This window comes from Bacillus haynesii, from assembly GCF_014042035.1.
Lineage (GTDB): Bacteria > Bacillota > Bacilli > Bacillales > Bacillaceae > Bacillus > Bacillus haynesii.
Window position 1 is genome coordinate 3,769,240 of the sequence record NZ_CP059494.1, and the last position, 17,066, is coordinate 3,786,305.

Here is a 17,066-nt window from a genome sequence, read left to right on the forward strand (position 1 = left end):
AAGCCGAATTTCTGCTAAAAGGAAATTCGGCTTTTTATGATTGGCGCTTTTTCGCTTCATTGACCAAAAAATGAAAATACTGTTCGAGGGTGAGCAGGTCTTCGCGGGACAAACAGTCCCATTTCCCGGGCTCAAACAGCCACAGGTCTTCGACACCGTGCTTGGCCGCGATGTCCTGCATCGTGACATAGCCGCGCGGCTGTTCGCGAATCTCGTCAGCCCTCATATAACCGGCGATATCCATGAGCTGCTCGTACGGCATTTTCAGAGCATCGGCCAATTTTCTGATCGTCGCGGGCTTAGGAACGCCGCGGTGGCCGTTTTCAATTCTGGATATGGCTGCGGCGCTCACACCGGCATACATGGCAAGCTGATTAACCGACAGGCTTCTTTGTTCCCTCAGCTCTTTGAGCCGCTCGCCGAACATTGTCATCGCCATCCCCCCGCAAATTCATGATATGAACATTTTAATACAAATGTTGACTAAAGGAAATACTTAGGCAGGAAAAATATTGACAAAAGTTAACGGAAGGGATAAAATAACAGCAGGATCGTAAACAGACGAAAATGAGGGGAGTGCGCTGCGGAGAAGGTATTCAGTTTTTGTTTCGGCTGCTTGCTTCCTGCACGAGAAAGTCGAAATATTTGTCCAGGTTTTCGATGTCTTTTTTTGAAAGCACCTTCCACTTTTCGCTGTCAAACAAAGAAAGGTCCTCTAAATCGTACCGTGAAACGATGTCGTAAATGGAATCATAGCTGCTTCTTGCTTCCTGAACTGTGGACGCGCTGATGTAGCCTGCAGTTGCCATCAGTTCCTCATACGGGACTTTCAAAGCGTCCGCCAGTTTTCTGATCGTCGCCGGCTTCGGGACGCCGCGCTTTCCGTTCTCAATTCGCGAAATGCCGGCCGAACTGACGCCGGAATACATCGCCAGCTGATTGACGGTCAGTTTTTTCCGTTCCCTTAATTGTCGTAAATGGTTTCCAAAGTTCGTCATGGCCAAAACCTCGCAATCTCTTATTATAAAATATTTTAGTACGAATATTGCCTATAGGAAACATATGGATGATAAAAGTATTGACAAAAGTTAACAAATCATATATGTTCAATGTAGATAAAAAGAAACATAAGAGATTAGAAAGGGGAGTAATCATGGTAAAAAAGATTCATATCAAAAGAGATTTTGTTCTCCAGTATATGATTGAACACAATCTCTCCTTAAATCAGCTTGCCATTGAAATCGGCGTATCCCCAGCGACACTCAGCAGAGTTTTGAATGGCGAAAGGAGGCCCGGACAACTTGTGATCGGAAAGATGATTCAGTATTTCAACAAAAAATTTGAAGATCTCTTTTATTATAAAGATGTTGACAAAAGTCAATAAATAAAGGAAAAAAGGAGGCTTTTCAAACGTGAAAAATACGGGAATTGTCCGGAGAATCGATGAGCTCGGCCGGGTTGTTCTCCCGGTCGAAATGCGCAGAGTGCTGAATATCAATGAAAAGGATCCACTCGAAATATACACCGACGGAGAAAACATCGTTTTGACAAAATACGCCGCCAACATGGCATGCTTGATGACCGGCGACATCACCACGAAAAATAAAACGTATGCAGGCGGCAAAATCGTACTCAGCCCGCGGGGAGCGGAAATGCTCCTGGAAGATATGATGACAGCCTTGTCAGAAAAGAAATAAATGTGTTTACATATTCCGCCGGAAAGGGAGCATAGCCGCTCCCTTTTTTTGTATACCTTATTCCGGCGCTGGGAAAAAATAAGAAAAGCTGTTCGAAACGCTCGTGACATGCGCTTGCTTTTCATGTAAAATAAAACTATTGTCAGCCAGTTTGTCTGGAGGTGTAGGTTATGGCCGCATTTTTAACGGTCTTATTAGTGATTGTAAGTATCGTATTAATCGTTGTCGTTTTACTGCAATCAAGCAAAAGCGCCGGATTATCAGGCGCGATTTCCGGCGGAGCCGAGCAGCTTTTCGGAAAGCAGAAAGCAAGAGGACTTGATTTGATTCTCCACCGGATGACGGTCGTTTTAACCGTGCTTTTCTTTTTCTTAACGATTGCGCTTGCTTACTTTGTATAAGACAATGAAGCATGAGGTCTGATGTTCAAGTCAGGCCTTTTTCCTATTTGCAGGTCTTGGTATGACGGGACCGGCCGATTGATAAAGTTTGTTTCAAGACTAAACGTGGAAGAATACATATGAAAAGGAGACAGTGAATCATGAAAATCGTCAAACCACAACCTTTCACATTTAAAGGCGGAAAAAAAGCCGTCCTGCTGCTGCACGGATTTACGGGCAACACGGCGGACGTGAGAATGCTCGGAAGATATTTGAATGAAAAAGGCTACACATGCCATGCGCCCCAATATAAAGGCCACGGCGTGCCTCCGGAAGAACTTCTCTCCACAGGTCCGGAAGACTGGTGGAAAGACGTCATGGACGGGTATGAATTTCTGAAATCGGAAGGGTATGAACAAATCGCCGCTTGCGGACTGTCTCTCGGAGGAGTTTTTTCATTGAAATTGGGTTACACTGTACCCATAAAGGGAATTGTTCCAATGTGCGCGCCGATGTACATCAAAAGCGAAGAGACGATGTACGAGGGTGTGCTTGAGTATGCCCGCAATTATAAGAAATTTGAAGGCAAGACAGCGGAGCAGATTGACGCTGAAATGGAAGAATTCAAAAAAACGCCGATGAACACGTTGAAAGCACTGCAGGATTTGATTGCCGATGTAAGAGAGCATGTGGACATGATCTATTCGCCTACATTTGTCGTGCAGGCGCGCCATGATCATATGATTAATACGGACAGCGCAAACATTATCTACAATGAAGTTGAAACAGATGATAAGCAGCTGAAATGGTATGAAGAATCCGGTCATGCCATCACATTGGATAAAGAACGCGAAACACTGCACGAGGATGTGTATCAATTTTTAGAAACGTTGAATTGGCAGACATAAGGAGGTCTGGTTAGTGGAAAAAGAAGAATTTATGGATAAGCTTCTCTCCTTTATGAAAGAAGAAGCGTATAAACCTCTTACAGTTCAGGAACTGGAAGAGATGCTGGAAATCACCGATTCTGACGAATACAAAGAGCTTGTCAAAGCTCTTGTTACCCTTGAAGAAAAAGGGCTTGTCGTCAGAACGAGAAGCAACCGCTACGGTTTGCCCGAAAAAATGAATCTGATCAAAGGGAAGGTGTCGGCGCACGCGAAAGGCTTCGCGTTTGTCCTCCCCGAAGATTCCTCGCTTGACGATGTCTTCATTCCGCCGTCTGAGCTGAACACGGCAATGAACGGAGATACGGTGCTCGTCCGCTTGAGTACAGAGACCGGCGGTACAAAAAAAGAAGGAGCCATCATCCGCATCATTGAGCGCAACATTCAGAAGATTGTCGGCACATATACAGAGACGAAAAACTTTGGCTTCGTCATTCCCGATGATAAAAAAATCACGAATGACATCTTTATTCCGAAGCACGCCAAAAATGGCGCCGTCGAGGGGCATAAAGTCGTCGTCCGCCTGACAAGCTATCCTGAAGGCCGAATGAGTGCAGAAGGGGAAGTCATCGAGATTCTCGGTCATAAAAACGACCCCGGAATCGACATTCTTTCCATTATTCATAAGCACGGCCTCCCGGGAGACTTTCCGGCTGAGGCGATGGAACAGGCCGGCAATACGCCTGATACAATCGATGAGAAAGATCTTGAAGGCAGACGGGATCTGCGCGATCAAACGATCGTCACGATCGACGGTGCAGATGCCAAAGACTTGGACGATGCCGTTACCGTCGCAAAACTCAAAAACGGCCATTATAAACTCGGCGTCCACATTGCCGACGTCAGCCATTATGTAACAGAAGGGTCTCCAATTGACCAGGAAGCGTATGAACGCGGCACGAGCGTCTACCTTGTCGACCGGGTGATTCCGATGATCCCGCACAGGCTGTCCAATGGAATCTGCTCTTTAAATCCGAAAGTCGACCGGCTGACATTGTCGTGCGAAATGCTCATTAATCCTCAAGGGCAAGTCGTCGAGCACGAAATTTTTCAAAGCGTCATCAAAACGACCGAGCGGATGACTTATTCTGACGTGAACAAAATTTTAGTCGATGATGATGAAGAGCTGAAACAGAAGTATGAGGCGCTTGTCCCGATGTTTAAAGACATGGAAGACTTAGCTGCGATTCTGCGCGGCAAGCGGATGGAACGCGGAGCCGTCGACTTTGACTTTAAGGAAGCGAAGGTTCTCGTTGACGAAGAAGGAAAAGCGAAGGACGTCGTTTTGAGAGAACGGTCGACTGCTGAAAAGCTGATCGAAGAATTTATGCTTGTCGCCAATGAAACGGTCGCCGAGCACTTTCATTGGATGAATGTTCCGTTTATTTACCGGATTCACGAAGATCCAGATCAGGAAAAACTGCAGAGATTTTTGGAGTTCGTTACGACATTCGGCTATGTCGTCAAAGGGACGGCCGGAAGCATCCATCCGAAAGCGCTGCAAAGCGTGCTTGAAGAAGTCAGGGACCGTCCTGAAGAAGCCGTGATTTCGACGGTTATGCTCAGGTCGATGAAACAGGCGAAATACGATCCGCAAAGCCTCGGACACTTCGGCTTGTCGACTGAATTCTACACGCATTTCACGTCTCCGATTCGCCGCTACCCTGACTTGATCGTCCACAGGCTGATCAGGACGTATTTGATTCAGGGCAAGACAGACGAAGCGACAAGGGAAAAATGGGCCGAGAAACTGCCTGAGATCGCCGAGCATACGTCAAATATGGAACGCAATGCCGTAGATGCAGAGCGGGAAACGGACGATCTGAAAAAGACCGAATTTATGCTCGATAAAATCGGCGAAGAATTTGACGGCGTCATCAGCTCCGTTACGAACTTCGGCATGTTCGTCGAGCTACCGAACACGATCGAAGGGCTTGTCCACGTCAGCTTTATGACGGACGATTTCTACCGCTATGATGAACAGCACTACGCGATGATCGGCGAGCGCACGGGCAATGTCTACCGGATCGGCGATGAGATTACAGTCCGCGTCGTTGACGTCAATAAAGACGAGCGGAACATCGATTTTGAAATCGTCGGCATGAAAGGCTCCCGCCGCCGGCAGAAGCCGGAGCCAAAACAGAAAAAGGCTCCAAAAAAGGATGCTCCAACGGCTGACAAAGGGGAATGGTTCACCAAGCCGAAAAAGAAAAAAGTAAAGAAAAAACGCGGTTTTCAAAACGCGCCGAAACAAAAACGCAAGAAAAAGAAAAAATAGACGGCACACGTCAAAAAAAGGGCGGCGAAATTGTAAGACGAACGTTCATTTGATAGAATAATACGTATTCGCCGCCCTTTCGAATGTGAGATTGAAGGCGGGAGGAGGTTGCCGTATGCCAAAGGGAGAAGGGAAGGTTGTTTCCCAAAATAAAAAAGCAAATCACGATTATTTTATAGAAGAAACATACGAAACAGGCATCGTGCTTCAAGGTACGGAAATCAAGTCCATTCGCGCCGGACGAGTGAATTTAAAGGACGCGTTCGCCAAAATTGAGCGCGGAGAAGTGTTCCTTCACAATATGCACATCAGCCCGTATGAGCAGGGGAACCGCTACAATCATGATCCGTTGCGGACGAGAAAGCTTTTGATGCATCGCAAGCAGATCAACAAATTGATCGGTTTGACGAAAGAGCAGGGATACTCGCTCGTACCGCTCAAGATTTATTTGAAGAACGGCTTTGCGAAAGTGCTGCTCGGACTCGGAAAAGGGAAGAAGAAATTCGACAAACGCGAAGACTTGAAGCGCAAAGACGCCAAACGCGAAATCGAAAGAGCGTTCCGCGATAGGCAAAAAGGCTTGATCTAAAGCCAGAACTCATGTTATCCTATAGAAACGTGATCACAGACATTACCATTTGGAATTGACTCGTGATCTTGTTATAATAGTGATGCAGCCAGTTATCCGGCTTCCTTTTCATCCAAGGGGACGTTACGGATTCGACAGGGACGGATCGAGCTTGAGTTGCGAGCCGAGAGGCGATCTCGTAAAAACGCACCTAAATATAACTGGCAAATCTAACCAGAACTTAGCACTAGCTGCCTAATTAGCGCAGCGAGCTCTTGCCCGCATCGCCTATGTGCCGGTTAAGAGCCCATAACGAAGTAGGCTACGCTTGCGCTCCCGTCTGAGGGCGCAGGAAGAGACTTATCAGACTAGCTCTCCGAGGGCCTGCCCGCAGGCACGAAGATGAGCGAAACTAAATATGCAGGGCTACGCTCGTAGACGCTGGAGCAATCGACGTTTCTGGACGTGGGTTCGACTCCCACCGTCTCCACCATACATATGATGGTGGTTTTTTTGTTTTTTGGGGAGTTTTTTTTGTTTGTGTAAGGGCGGGGAACGGCTTAATGAACATATGAATGATACTGCGGAATACGTTGGGCTTGACGGCATCGGTCCTTATACCATGAGAAAAACGTTTGGTTACTGGAACTATAAAAAGCTTTATTGAAATAATCAAAAAGGCCCTCTTGAAAGAGGGCTTAGTTTATAAATTCCAACTTTTTAATTGTTATTCATCATCATCATTATCCATTTCCCATATTTTCTGACCGTCTGCTAAATATACTGCACTTGGTGGATCATCATAAAGGGAAATTTCAACCAAGGAGCTTTCCCCTTGCCTTAACCAGTCATATACACTGCCTTCGTTATTCGTAGGGTGGGATATAATGTTATTCACTATAAAGGCAACTGCATAATATTCTGTGTAATTGATATCATCATCTTCTAATCCATTATCTGTCTCGTAAAGTGTGTCTGGATTTCCGATAATTTTTAATCCATTTTTCCATTCTAATCGCAGTTCTCTACCACCATATTCATCTAATGTTTTTATTAATGAGTTATATTCCATGAGTATCAATCCTTTTCTTATGGTTCTAATGGTTTTGCAGGAACTATGTGAGCACCGTCTTTTGAATAATGTATTGTTCCTCTGGTAGTTTCAATATATTTACCAGTTTTCATGTCATATGCTTTACCTATTTTTTGGCCGAAGTCAACAACTTCCCTTCCTTGGGAATTCTCCCGTGCCAGCATATTTATCAAGCAACTCTTGAGCTTTTTTATTATCCCCATAGAAGATACTCTTGGTTCTGCCATTTGCAACTTCTTGTTTGTAGTTTGGTGTTCCTGGAATATGTTTTTCTTGGGCTTCTGGTTTAACTTTTGCAGAAAACCATTTACTTCTCGGTACGGACCTTTTGGTACGGATTGTTTGCCGTAGGAAGATGTTTTATCTACCTTCGCAACTTTCTTTCCCGCCACAAGTTTACCACTATATAGAAACGAATTGGTGAGTAATCCCTGGATATCCACGAATGAATCGAATGGAATAGGTTATTTTTCCTGTTCTGTATTGAGATAAGGCAAGGAGTAGATGAAAATTGAAGGAATGCAGAATGTCATGTCGAATTTAGCTGGTATATACGCTGGCCAAAAGGAGGACTACCATGCTCATCATTGAATCGCTAATAGGATACGTTTGTTTTTTTACTGTTAATGCTATTTATGATACATACATTAAAAAAGCCAAGACTCCGTTTGGACACTTGGCTGTGATTTCGCTTGTTCAGACCGCGATTGCATTAGGTCTTTTCTTTATTTTTTCATGATCGTGAAGAGGCGGGCGCACACCCACCCACCCACCCATTCTGTGGTTTTCGGTTTATTCCTTCGGAAACTTCACCTCCGGATATGACGGATTCGGCTTGCTGATTAAGTCGCCGCCGGTTCCTTTTAAATGCTTGTTGAAGAAATCCAAAACGTACCGGTTCACGATGTCCGCGCTTCGTGCGCCGTCGATGTCGCCCGTCATGCCGAGCTGCTTCAAAAGTTTTGAATAAAGCTGCAAGTCGGTGAAGTTGTAATGCTCCGTTTCTTCAATATAAACCATTGACGCTTGATCGATGATTTTGTATTCCTTTTTTCTTTCCTCAATCATCTTGTTGAATTCTTCTTTTGTTAAGCCTGAGTTTTTGATTTCTTCATCAGAAATTTTTCCGCTGAGCGCCTTGTTTTTGATGTTCATAAAGCTGCTCGATTCCATGAACAGAAACGGCTTTGAGATCGCCTGCTTGCCGTTGACATTGTACAGTGAGCCGTCCATGTTGATTCCGGCTTTGATTCCGGGATTTGAATATGCGGCGTTAAACGCCGTGGCGCCGCCGAATGAGTGGCCCATCATCCCGATGTTGTCCATATCGATTTTTCCCTCAAAGGCATCGCGATTCAGTTGATCCAACTGGCGGATGACAAAGTCGGCGTCCTGCGTCCAAATGTTCCCGAGCTTGCTGCTGTTTTCGGAAATTCCGTTCATAAATTGCTCGGTTGTTAAGCCTGTCACCCGTCCGTCGGGAAAAGCCGTTGCCATCGTACTGTATGTATGATCGATCGCAACTGCGATATATCCGTGGCTTGCCAGGTGCTCGGCTTGGGAAGCGTGCAGCAGCCGGCTTGTTCCGAAGCCGTGGCTGATCACGACGACTGGATACCGGTCTTCAGCTGATGAAATCGTGGCGTTTTCGTATGAGTTTGTTTTGATGTAACGCCAATAGTCCAAAGCAAACGCGGGAAGGCCGAATCCATCGGCGAACCTCTCGATATATTCGTGAAATGTGCTCGAATCTTCGGGAAAGAGAGGTGCCTGTTTCTGTCCATTCAAACCTTGGGCGGGGTACCATACTTGGATTATCAGTTCTCTTTTATCGTGCGGAGTTTTTGTCAGCGTTTCTTCTCTGCCGCGGTCAGTCAAATGGAACGTTTTCGTCCCGACCGAATAAGCGCCGTCAGGCTTAGGCAAATTGAAAACGGGCAGGTAGACAGACAGGAAGAGGGAGACCGCCAGCATGGCGAATGTTAGAGCATACAAGCCATATTTCAGCGGCTTCCACACCCTGATGTGAAGCCTTTTTCCGAAGATCGCAAAGAAGGCGAGGGCGGCGGAGGTCAGATAGATCAAAATCATTTGCCATCTGTATCCCTCAAAAAAAAGCTGTCCCGCCAATACGCCAATGCTCGTAAAGCCGGCTGCTGCCGCAAGCTTTCTCGGCATTTTTTGCTGAAACAGCATGACAAAAGACAGCAGAGTTAATAATATTTCGAAAGTTCTCATGATTTTCTCCCTTATGTAAGATGTGGGTCTTATACATAACGAATGTGTGGTTTGATTGGTTGCAAAATATTCCTTGGGCTTCATTAAAAAAAACCGCTGGATTCCCCAACGGTTGCAGCTTATGATTTTGTGGATCGCAATAAGCTAGTTGTCCTTTATCTGTTTCACGTGAGCAACAATTCTGTCTCTCTCCGTTTCTTCCAATGTGTAAATCTGCGGGGAGAGAGGCACATCAAACCCGGCGTGAGAGTGATAAAAGTCAAAGAGCAGCGTCCCGGCCGGCTGTTTTTGCTGATCGGAGATGACGACCCAAAACACACGTGAGCGGCAGTTGTCAGCGCCCCATTTTTCCATGGACTGTCTAAAGTTCAAGCCTTTTCCGATAAAGAAATCGCCTTTTCCCGCTTCTTGAATCGTTGTAAAACCGGACTGTTCGAGACTTTCAAATACAGGAGGCAGCAGGTGGTCCAAGTAGACCCCGTAAGTCGCGTCTTCCAATTCGGGAAACACCTTTAAAAGCGCGTCGCGATGATCGTCAAGCGTTTGTTTCCAATTTGCGGCGACGTAGTCTTGTACCTGTTCGCCAATTTCTTTCATCGACATGTCGGGTCTGAAACGAACCTGATCCATGAACAAAAACCTCCTTTTAATCACTGAAAATCAAGTATATAACATTTTTGCGAATCCATTGAGTCCTGCAATGAAAAAAATTCGGTTTAAAATGGATTGTCAATATAAAAGCGAGCCGGACCTCTGCCGCGAATAAAGGATTTTATCAATTGTAAAAAACGAAACGGCAATCATGATTTCAGCCGAAGTCGTCAGCAGAACGTCGTCCAGCAATTCGTCCGCTGTAAAAATGGCGGCCCATAAACATCCGATTGTGATCATTTCGGCGGCAAAAAACGTGATCCGCCGATTGATGCCCAGCAGCTTCATACTGTGGATGAGCAGCTTTTCAGCCGGTTCCAGGACAAAGGTCAGCGCGGAATAACATAGCGTAAACAGTAGCAGTGATCCGACTGTTTGGTAAAAAGCGCCCGGCAGATGAAACAGGATCGAAATGCCGAGAAAGTGGGCGAAAAAAACGAACATAACCGATAAGCAGCAGATAATGAAATGTTTCATGATACAACTCCTTTAACATATGTACACAGCAGCCGAAGGCCTGCAGGATATGTCTCCTGCAAGCCTGGCTGGTTATTTCTTATCAAATTTCACGACCGGATGCTTTTCTTTAGAGAGCATTTTCGTAAACTCGCTGCCGACGTCAAGGTGCTGACGGACAAGCTCTTCCGGAACGAGCGCGAGCCATTGGTTTAACGAAACGTCAGCATAGTGGTCGTCTTTGAAAATTTCGAGGAAGCGAAGCGGTTCGTCTCCTGTATTTTGGACGTAGTGTCCCATTGCAAACGGCACATAGCCGACATCTCCGGCCTGGTAATTAAATGTTCTGGCATGCCCGTCGGACGCGAAAACGGTCATTTTCGCTTGTCCGGAAATGTAATACTGCCATTCGTCTGTATTCGGATGCCAGTGCAGTTCCCGGATGCCTCCAGGTTCGACTTCCACTAACGCAGAGGCGATCGTTTTCGACGCTTTGAAATTCGTGGAATCGGCAATCCATACTTTGCCGCCGCTAGATACAATCGGTTCCTGTTCAAGCAAATTGTAGCTGAAAGATTGAGGAACCGTTCCGTTCGGGCTTTCGACTTTGTCTTTCTCAAGACATCCAGGGATCGCTTCTTGGAAAATATACTTTTCTTGATCTGGGAGAGAGGCGACGACGTCTTTTGAAATGCCGAAGTTTGCGGCAATGACTTCATCAGGCGTATGGGCCAGCCAATCTGTCACCTGGAAGGTGCTGTTTTCAGAGAAAGAACCGTCATCGAAGACCAGCAGGAATTCACAGCCGTCTTCAAGTGCTTGGATTGAATGCGGCAGACCTGACGGGAAGTACCAGAGATCTCCTTCTTTCACATCTTCAATAAAGTTTCTGCCGTCTTGGTCAACAGACGTAATCCGTGCTTTTCCGTACAGCATGTACGCCCATTCGGCTTCCTTATGCCAGTGCAGTTCCCTGATGGCTCCAGGTTTCAGCCTCATGTTGACAGAAGCAAGTTTGTCTGAAATCGGCAGCTCGCGAACCGTGACTTCCCGTGCATATCCGCCTTTTTCAAGACGGTTATGGACATCGGAAAATGAAAATTTCATGTTTGGCACCGTTCCGTGGTCGGTTTCAGGCGGCACGAGCATGTCCGGATTTTGGCGGTCGCGCTCTACATTGTGCGGAATTTTCGTTTCCGCCCCTTTTTCTCCTCTGATCGGCTGTGGAATTTGTTTGTTTTTTTCCATGTGATATCCCCTCTTTCTAAAAATGTAAAGGAGAGCTGAAAGGCCTTTCGTTTTTCCCCTTCTGTCATGTTAAGTGAAAAAAGTGAGGCCGATGTCAATCATCGGTGTCATTTTTTTCTTTGATCAATTCGATCAGTTCATCGATTTTCTTTTCAAAACGCGTGAGCAGGTAAATTGCCAATACAGCTGGAAAGCCGACATTGCCGATTTGTTTCGCTGCCTCCTCAATGAATGCACTGTCCATTCTTACCACCTCCTATGTTAAGAAGTGACGAAAGTTTGAAAAATGTAAGCAAAGAACTATTTTCTCTGGATGGGAACTTATGTTTGCATGTTAATAGAAGAGATGAGTTTACTTTTTTTTCATTTCTTTCATCTAAATAAATAGGAGGCGGTTTTTATGATTGATCAAACGTTACTGCGTGCGAAAATCAAGGAGATTACAAGGCATCCGCTTGTGAAGCATTTTTTGAGCAACCCCCGGTATGAGCGGCTTTTCAACCACGTTTTGGAACATCCGGATTCTGAAGAGGCAGAGTGTCTCGATCGTGAATTTAAGCGATTTTACAAAAACATCCGCATGATCAAATACATCAACTCGATGATCCGGATTTTCTCCGTCGACTTTGATAAAAGAGTCCGGAAAAACCGAGAGCGTTTTCCATTGATGATCGACGACAGTCCGAATTTGCCCGAGCCGCCCCGAGGGGATCTGTTAGACGATGTCTTGGAACAGGAAGAGGATTTAAGCGAACATCTGCAAGACCCGATGCTTTATGAAGCGTTTTTGCAATTGACGGACAAGCAGAAAAAAGTGCTTGCGCAAATTTATATTCATGGGGTATCCATGCAGGAAATTGCTGACTCTTTGGGAGAATCAAGGCAAAATATTTCAAGAATTCATAAAAGGGCACTCGAAAAGATAAGAGAGCTGCTGAATTCTAAAGCAGAGGGGAATGATAACAGTGAGTCTGCACGATGAAAAAGAGATCGAGAAATTGCTGGAAAATTTCACGCCGATGATCAAAAGCAAATTAAACAACACATCCTATCAAGAGAGGGAGGATCTTGAACAGGAGCTGAAGATGAAGATTTGCGAAAAAGCGGAGATGCTTTTATGTCAAGAAGTGCCTGGATTTTGGGAGTTTATAACAGAATTGCTGAAAGTCCTTTAACCTGAGCTGTTTTGCTTGCGTAAAGCCGCCGGAAGTGGTAAAATTTCTAACATTTGATTAATGGAATGTTCAAGCTGCTTCATTGAAATCATGATGATGATTTGTTTTAATATGAATGAAGGTTTGACAATGTAAATGGATGGAGATTCCATTTTTGATCTTATAAAAACATGCATCAGATAGGTGGTAAGATATCATGAGTAATCAATACCGAGTATTGTTGTATTATAAATATGTTCATATCGACAACCCCGAGCAATTTGCCGAAGATCACCTCAAGCTCTGCAAAGATTTGGGCCTGAAAGGGCGCATCCTTGTGGCGGGTGAAGGAATAAACGGAACCGTGTCAGGAACCGTAGAGCAGACAGAACGCTATATGAGTGAAATGAAAAGCGATCCCCGCTTTGAAGATATGGTGTTTAAAATCGATGAATCAGAAGGGCACGCTTTCAAAAAAATGCATGTCCGCCATCGCGATGAGCTGGTGACGCTCCGCCTCGAAGATGATATCGATCCGAATGAATTAACAGGAAAATACCTTGAGCCAAAAGAATTTTATGAGGCGATGCAGCGGGAAGATACGATAGTTGTCGACGCACGGAACGACTATGAGTACGATTTGGGACACTTCCGCGGCGCGGTCAGACCGGACATTAAAGCGTTCCGCGAATTGCCTGAATGGATTCGCGATAACAAAGAAAAGCTCGAAGGCAAGAAAATATTGACTTACTGCACTGGGGGAATCCGCTGCGAAAAATTTTCAGGATGGCTGAAAAAAGAAGGATTTGAAGACGTGTCCCAGCTTCACGGCGGCATTGTGACGTACGGAAAAGACCCTGAAGTTCAAGGTGAACTGTGGGACGGGCAGTGCTATGTTTTCGATGAAAGAATCAGCGTTCCGGTCAACCAGAAAGAGCATGTCATTGTCGGCAGGGATTATTTCACCGGCGAGCCTTGCGAGCGCTATGTCAACTGCGCCAACCCTGAATGCAACAAGCAGATCATCTGCTCTGAAGAAAATGAACACCGCTATTTGCGGGGCTGCACGCACGAGTGCCGGGTTCATCCGCGCAACCTGTATGTCAAAGAGCACGGCCTTTCAGAAGAAGAGGTGCAAGAGAGACTCGAAAAGCTGAAAGAAGAGGAACATGCAGCGCAGTCATAAAAGCTGTAAACAAAAGTATTATATAAAAATCGAAGGTGCCGCGAGCATCTCCGAAATGGCATTGCTCCTTCAAGGGAGTCGGCTGTTGTTTTAAATGAAGGAACGCCTTGGTCTGAAAAATCGGGGCGTTCCTTTTTTTATTCGTGAATTGCAAGCAGAATGAAAATATTGCAGGCGATCAGACTGCTGAACGAAAGTATCAATTAACGCTTTTGATCGAGCCCTGCGTCGTAAAACTTCCGTATGGGAAGTTTGCATCCTGTCTGCAAGCATTATTCCCGGCTATAGTTTATTGGAGCGGCTGAATCATGGGATGATCCAGCATAAGCCGAGTTTTTCTGAATATTTGCCTGAAAACGTCCCATACTATCCAATAACAATACAAAAAAGGCAGGTAGCAAAAGAGATGACAAAAACCCTTTACATTACCGCTCACCCGCATGACGAAAGGGCATCATACAGCATGGCGGCGGGAAAAGCTTTTATCGAATCTTACAAAGAAGCTCATCCGGATGATGAAGTCATACACCTTGATCTTTATCGGGAAAACATTCCGCAGATTGATGCAGATGTTTTCAGCGGTTGGGGAAAATTGCAGTCGGGATCGGGCTTTGAACAGCTTTCTGAACACGAAAAGGCAAAAGTCGGCCGTTTGAATGAGCTGAGCGAGCAATTTATCGCGGGAGACAAATACGTGTTTGTCACGCCGCTTTGGAATTTCTCTTTTCCGCCGGTGATGAAAGCGTACTTTGATGCGGTTGCTGTAGCGGGAAAGACGTTTAAATATACCGAACAGGGACCAATCGGCCTGTTAACCGATAAAAAAGCCCTGCACATTCAGGCGAGAGGCGGCTACTATTCAGAAGGGCCGGCTGCGGAACTTGAGATGGGGCACCGCTATATCAGCATTATGATGCAGTTTTTCGGAGTTCCGGAATTTGAAGGTTTATTTATAGAAGGTCATAATGCAGAGCCGGATAAAGCTGAAGAAATTAAACGAAATGCGATTGCCCGAGCCAAAGAATTGGGCCGGACCTTTTGAAAAAACCGCGGAAGTGATCCGCGGTTTTGTTTTATTTGTTTAAGAACACCGTTTGATTCGTTTCGCTGCTTTTTTGCGCGGCTTCGATAATGCGGATGACGTCGCGTCCTTCTTCCGCCGTGACAGGCAGGCTGCCGCCTTCAAGAATACTTGAAGCAAGCTGCTTGTAATAGGTTAAGTATGAACCCGGGAGCGTTTCCACGTTTTCCTTAATGAACTCGTCGCCTTCGACTGTGGCCAGTTCCCCGTAATATTCGGGTTGATCAGCTCCCCACTCATCGCCTTCAGGTTTTTGACCCGCTCTGAGTGCATCCTCCTGGCCGTCAATACCGTATTTAATAAAGCTTCCTTTTGAGCCGTGGATTTGATAGCGGGGGCCGTTGGCCGGAACAATCGAGCCCGAGTGGAGAATCACTTGGCGCTGATCATAGTGAAGGACGACATGGAAGTAATCGTCTGTTTCCGCATTGGCTCTCTGCGCGGTCACTTGAGCGGTGACGCCGTTCGGCATGCCGAATAAATGAAGGGCTTGATCGATCAAGTGTGAACCCAAATCGTACAGTGCCCCTGAGCCCGGTCCTTTCTGTTCTCTCCAACGCTGTCTGACATTCGGCCGGAACCGGTCGTAGGAGGCGTGGAATGTGTTGACCTCTCCAAGGCGCCCTTCTTTGATGAGCTGTTTGATCGTCAAAAAGTCGTTATCCCATCTTCGGTTGTGGTAGACGCTGAGAAGCACGCCTTTTTCTTTCGCGGCATTGATGAGCTTTTCCGCTTCTTCCGCCGTGGCTGTCATCGGTTTTTCAAGGACGACATGCTTTCCGGCGCGGATGCACTCTTTCGCCATTTCGTAATGAAGGCCGCTCGGCGTCGTCACGATGACGAGATCAATGTCCGGGTCATTTGTGATGTCTTCGATCGTACTGACAGCTTCCGCTTCGGGAAGGTCCTGTTTGACTTGTTCTTTCCTCGAAGTCATCACCTTTCGAATCTCATAATCTTCTAACACCGATAATAAAGGCGCATGAAACACGGAACCTGACAAACCGTATCCTAATATCCCTGTGCGAACCTTGTTCACCATTCATTCTCCTCTCCCATGTTTGTTTTTAATATGTAATCAACACACCTTTATTTTACCCTGTTTGCCTATAGGAACAAACCTAAAGACCTTGTTAAACATGAGAACGGAAGATTTTGTCACCATTTTGTTCATTTAAAAGAGGCGTCAGGTTATCGTTAAATACAAAAGGTGATGGGGGAACTTTGAAAATGGAGCTTGATTGGGGCGTTTTTTATGAACCGGCATCCGCTGAAGGAAGCTTGAAAAACCTTTCGTTTGCGGTAAAGGTGTTTGCTGTAGAGGGCCATACAAATGCGGCGGGAAACCCTGATTGGCCAATGCTTCCGCAGCTCACCGTTCCGTTACCGGCAAAAAACGGCGAGCCTTTGGGGCTTTCATTCATCGCCGGCCGTAAACAGGATCTGAAGCTTCTGGCTTGGACTGAAAAGCACATGTTATCTCTACAAGTATGAGAGTAAGCATATGCTGCGGATCTTTGCTGCATCATATGCTTTTTGCTTGCTTCCATTATCGTTAACTGGTAAACTATTAAATAGTTAACCGGTTAACGATGATGGAAAGGATATGATGACAGTGGAAAACAAAACGTATGAGCAGGCATTTCAAGCCGTTCAGGATTTTATTCTCAAGAGAGAAAAGCGGGCTCAGCATGAACAGCAGGCGTTTGCCAAGGAAGCTTTTCAAGAAGACGACAGCATGCGGAAGCATTGGACCCTGACCCAGCTTCACATTATCTCGCTTATCGGCGAAAGCGAAGCAGACGTCAACAACGCTTTCCTGGCAGCGAAGCTCCAAATATCAAAGGCGGCAGTGACAAAAGCGGTCAATGTGCTCACAAAGCACGGGATGATCGAATCGCACAAAAAACCGAACAACAACAAAGAATTGTATTACACATTAACAGACGAGGGGAAAAAACTGGCCGACGTTCATGACAGGATGCACGAAATTGCAAAGCACCGCTACATCGAGCTGTTTGATCGGTTTTCCGAATCCGAGCTGGAAACCGTCATCCGCTTTTTAAACGAATGGTCAAAACACATTTAA

23 protein-coding genes and 1 other RNA gene are annotated in these 17,066 nt (G+C 45.8%); 14 read left to right on the forward strand and 10 right to left on the reverse strand.

Going from position 1 to position 17,066, the window contains the following annotated elements; translation table 11 throughout:
• Positions 1 to 34 precede the first annotated feature (34 nt).
• Together H2R00_RS18595 and H2R00_RS18600 are read right to left on the reverse strand one after the other, a co-directional pair.
• On the reverse strand, positions 35 to 433 hold the full coding sequence (locus H2R00_RS18595; protein ID WP_176277045.1) for a helix-turn-helix domain-containing protein: 399 nt from the start codon (positions 431 to 433) through the stop codon (positions 35 to 37).
• A gap of 163 nt (positions 434 to 596) precedes the next feature.
• Positions 597 to 998 (reverse strand): transcriptional regulator, encoded by a 402-nt coding sequence (locus H2R00_RS18600; protein ID WP_182070037.1) that lies wholly within the window; start codon positions 996 to 998, stop codon positions 597 to 599.
• 152 nt (positions 999 to 1,150) lie between these two features.
• Here H2R00_RS18600 and H2R00_RS18605 point away from each other — a divergent pair, with 152 nt between their 5' ends.
• The 7 genes from H2R00_RS18605 to ssrA all read left to right on the forward strand — a co-directional run bounded on the left by H2R00_RS18605 (position 1,151) and on the right by ssrA (position 6,363).
• The gene (locus H2R00_RS18605; RefSeq protein WP_085959538.1) at positions 1,151 to 1,384 is read left to right on the forward strand and encodes a helix-turn-helix domain-containing protein; all 234 of its coding nucleotides are present in this window, start codon (positions 1,151 to 1,153) and stop codon (positions 1,382 to 1,384) included.
• A 28-nt stretch (positions 1,385 to 1,412) separates the two neighbouring features.
• A complete protein-coding gene (locus H2R00_RS18610; protein WP_154996226.1) occupies positions 1,413 to 1,697 on the forward strand; it encodes an AbrB/MazE/SpoVT family DNA-binding domain-containing protein in 285 nt (94 codons plus the stop codon).
• A 170-nt stretch (positions 1,698 to 1,867) separates the two neighbouring features.
• Positions 1,868 to 2,098 (forward strand): preprotein translocase subunit SecG, encoded by a 231-nt coding sequence (gene secG, locus H2R00_RS18615; protein WP_154996228.1) that lies wholly within the window; start codon positions 1,868 to 1,870, stop codon positions 2,096 to 2,098.
• A 140-nt stretch (positions 2,099 to 2,238) separates the two neighbouring features.
• Positions 2,239 to 2,985, forward strand: coding sequence for an alpha/beta hydrolase (locus H2R00_RS18620; protein WP_182070038.1), 747 nt, complete (start codon positions 2,239 to 2,241; stop codon positions 2,983 to 2,985).
• 13 nt (positions 2,986 to 2,998) lie between these two features.
• A complete protein-coding gene (gene rnr, locus H2R00_RS18625) occupies positions 2,999 to 5,302 on the forward strand; it encodes a ribonuclease R (RefSeq protein ID WP_182070039.1) in 2,304 nt (767 codons plus the stop codon).
• A gap of 115 nt (positions 5,303 to 5,417) precedes the next feature.
• Positions 5,418 to 5,891: an SsrA-binding protein SmpB gene (gene smpB / locus H2R00_RS18630; RefSeq protein ID WP_009329604.1), complete on the forward strand. Its 474-nt coding sequence runs from the start codon at positions 5,418 to 5,420 to the stop codon at positions 5,889 to 5,891.
• A gap of 116 nt (positions 5,892 to 6,007) precedes the next feature.
• Positions 6,008 to 6,363: a transfer-messenger RNA gene (gene ssrA, locus H2R00_RS18635) on the forward strand.
• 234 nt (positions 6,364 to 6,597) lie between these two features.
• Here ssrA and H2R00_RS18640 read toward each other — a convergent pair.
• Entirely contained in the window at positions 6,598 to 6,942 is a 345-nt protein-coding gene (locus H2R00_RS18640; RefSeq protein WP_182070040.1) for a YxxD family cognate immunity protein YxxD, read from the reverse strand.
• Between the two features lie 17 nt (positions 6,943 to 6,959).
• The gene (locus H2R00_RS21560; protein ID WP_268298602.1) at positions 6,960 to 7,355 is read right to left on the reverse strand and encodes a polymorphic toxin type 50 domain-containing protein; all 396 of its coding nucleotides are present in this window, start codon (positions 7,353 to 7,355) and stop codon (positions 6,960 to 6,962) included.
• Between the two features lie 185 nt (positions 7,356 to 7,540).
• Here H2R00_RS21560 and H2R00_RS18650 point away from each other — a divergent pair, with 185 nt between their 5' ends.
• A complete protein-coding gene (locus tag H2R00_RS18650; protein ID WP_176276510.1) occupies positions 7,541 to 7,702 on the forward strand; it encodes a hypothetical protein in 162 nt (53 codons plus the stop codon).
• Between the two features lie 53 nt (positions 7,703 to 7,755).
• Here H2R00_RS18650 and H2R00_RS18655 read toward each other — a convergent pair whose 3' ends face one another.
• From H2R00_RS18655 to H2R00_RS18675, 5 genes are all read right to left on the reverse strand, one after another.
• Positions 7,756 to 9,201 (reverse strand): alpha/beta hydrolase family protein, encoded by a 1,446-nt coding sequence (locus tag H2R00_RS18655; protein WP_182070041.1) that lies wholly within the window; start codon positions 9,199 to 9,201, stop codon positions 7,756 to 7,758.
• 144 nt (positions 9,202 to 9,345) lie between these two features.
• A complete protein-coding gene (locus H2R00_RS18660) occupies positions 9,346 to 9,831 on the reverse strand; it encodes a DUF6022 family protein (RefSeq protein ID WP_182070042.1) in 486 nt (161 codons plus the stop codon).
• A 99-nt stretch (positions 9,832 to 9,930) separates the two neighbouring features.
• Positions 9,931 to 10,329, reverse strand: a complete 399-nt coding sequence (locus H2R00_RS18665) for a YrvL family regulatory protein (RefSeq protein ID WP_182070043.1) — start codon at positions 10,327 to 10,329, stop codon at positions 9,931 to 9,933.
• Between the two features lie 72 nt (positions 10,330 to 10,401).
• Complete coding sequence (locus tag H2R00_RS18670; protein WP_154996244.1) at positions 10,402 to 11,556, reverse strand: oxalate decarboxylase; 1,155 nt, start codon at positions 11,554 to 11,556, stop codon at positions 10,402 to 10,404.
• 94 nt (positions 11,557 to 11,650) lie between these two features.
• Positions 11,651 to 11,800, reverse strand: a complete 150-nt coding sequence (locus tag H2R00_RS18675; protein ID WP_076788815.1) for a YvrJ family protein — start codon at positions 11,798 to 11,800, stop codon at positions 11,651 to 11,653.
• 156 nt (positions 11,801 to 11,956) lie between these two features.
• Between H2R00_RS18675 and H2R00_RS18680 the strand changes: the two genes are divergently transcribed.
• The 4 genes from H2R00_RS18680 to H2R00_RS18695 all read left to right on the forward strand — a co-directional run bounded on the left by H2R00_RS18680 (position 11,957) and on the right by H2R00_RS18695 (position 14,938).
• Positions 11,957 to 12,538, forward strand: coding sequence for a sigma-70 family RNA polymerase sigma factor (locus tag H2R00_RS18680; protein ID WP_144654518.1), 582 nt, complete (start codon positions 11,957 to 11,959; stop codon positions 12,536 to 12,538).
• Positions 12,513 to 12,731: a sigma-O factor regulator RsoA gene (gene rsoA, locus H2R00_RS18685; RefSeq protein WP_031305046.1), complete on the forward strand. Its 219-nt coding sequence runs from the start codon at positions 12,513 to 12,515 to the stop codon at positions 12,729 to 12,731. The genes H2R00_RS18680 and rsoA overlap by 26 nt, the downstream gene beginning before the upstream one ends.
• A gap of 196 nt (positions 12,732 to 12,927) precedes the next feature.
• Complete coding sequence (gene trhO, locus H2R00_RS18690) at positions 12,928 to 13,896, forward strand: oxygen-dependent tRNA uridine(34) hydroxylase TrhO (protein WP_154996246.1); 969 nt, start codon at positions 12,928 to 12,930, stop codon at positions 13,894 to 13,896.
• A 406-nt stretch (positions 13,897 to 14,302) separates the two neighbouring features.
• The gene (locus H2R00_RS18695) at positions 14,303 to 14,938 is read left to right on the forward strand and encodes an FMN-dependent NADH-azoreductase (RefSeq protein WP_154996248.1); all 636 of its coding nucleotides are present in this window, start codon (positions 14,303 to 14,305) and stop codon (positions 14,936 to 14,938) included.
• Between the two features lie 31 nt (positions 14,939 to 14,969).
• Here the strand turns inward: H2R00_RS18695 and H2R00_RS18700 are convergent, their stop codons facing one another.
• A complete protein-coding gene (locus H2R00_RS18700; protein WP_182070044.1) occupies positions 14,970 to 16,019 on the reverse strand; it encodes an oxidoreductase in 1,050 nt (349 codons plus the stop codon).
• A gap of 188 nt (positions 16,020 to 16,207) precedes the next feature.
• On the opposite strand from H2R00_RS18700, the gene H2R00_RS21565 reads away from it, so the two are divergent.
• On the forward strand, positions 16,208 to 16,471 hold the full coding sequence (locus H2R00_RS21565; protein ID WP_261763406.1) for a hypothetical protein: 264 nt from the start codon (positions 16,208 to 16,210) through the stop codon (positions 16,469 to 16,471).
• A 121-nt stretch (positions 16,472 to 16,592) separates the two neighbouring features.
• The gene (locus tag H2R00_RS18715) at positions 16,593 to 17,066 is read left to right on the forward strand and encodes a MarR family transcriptional regulator (RefSeq protein WP_182071117.1); all 474 of its coding nucleotides are present in this window, start codon (positions 16,593 to 16,595) and stop codon (positions 17,064 to 17,066) included.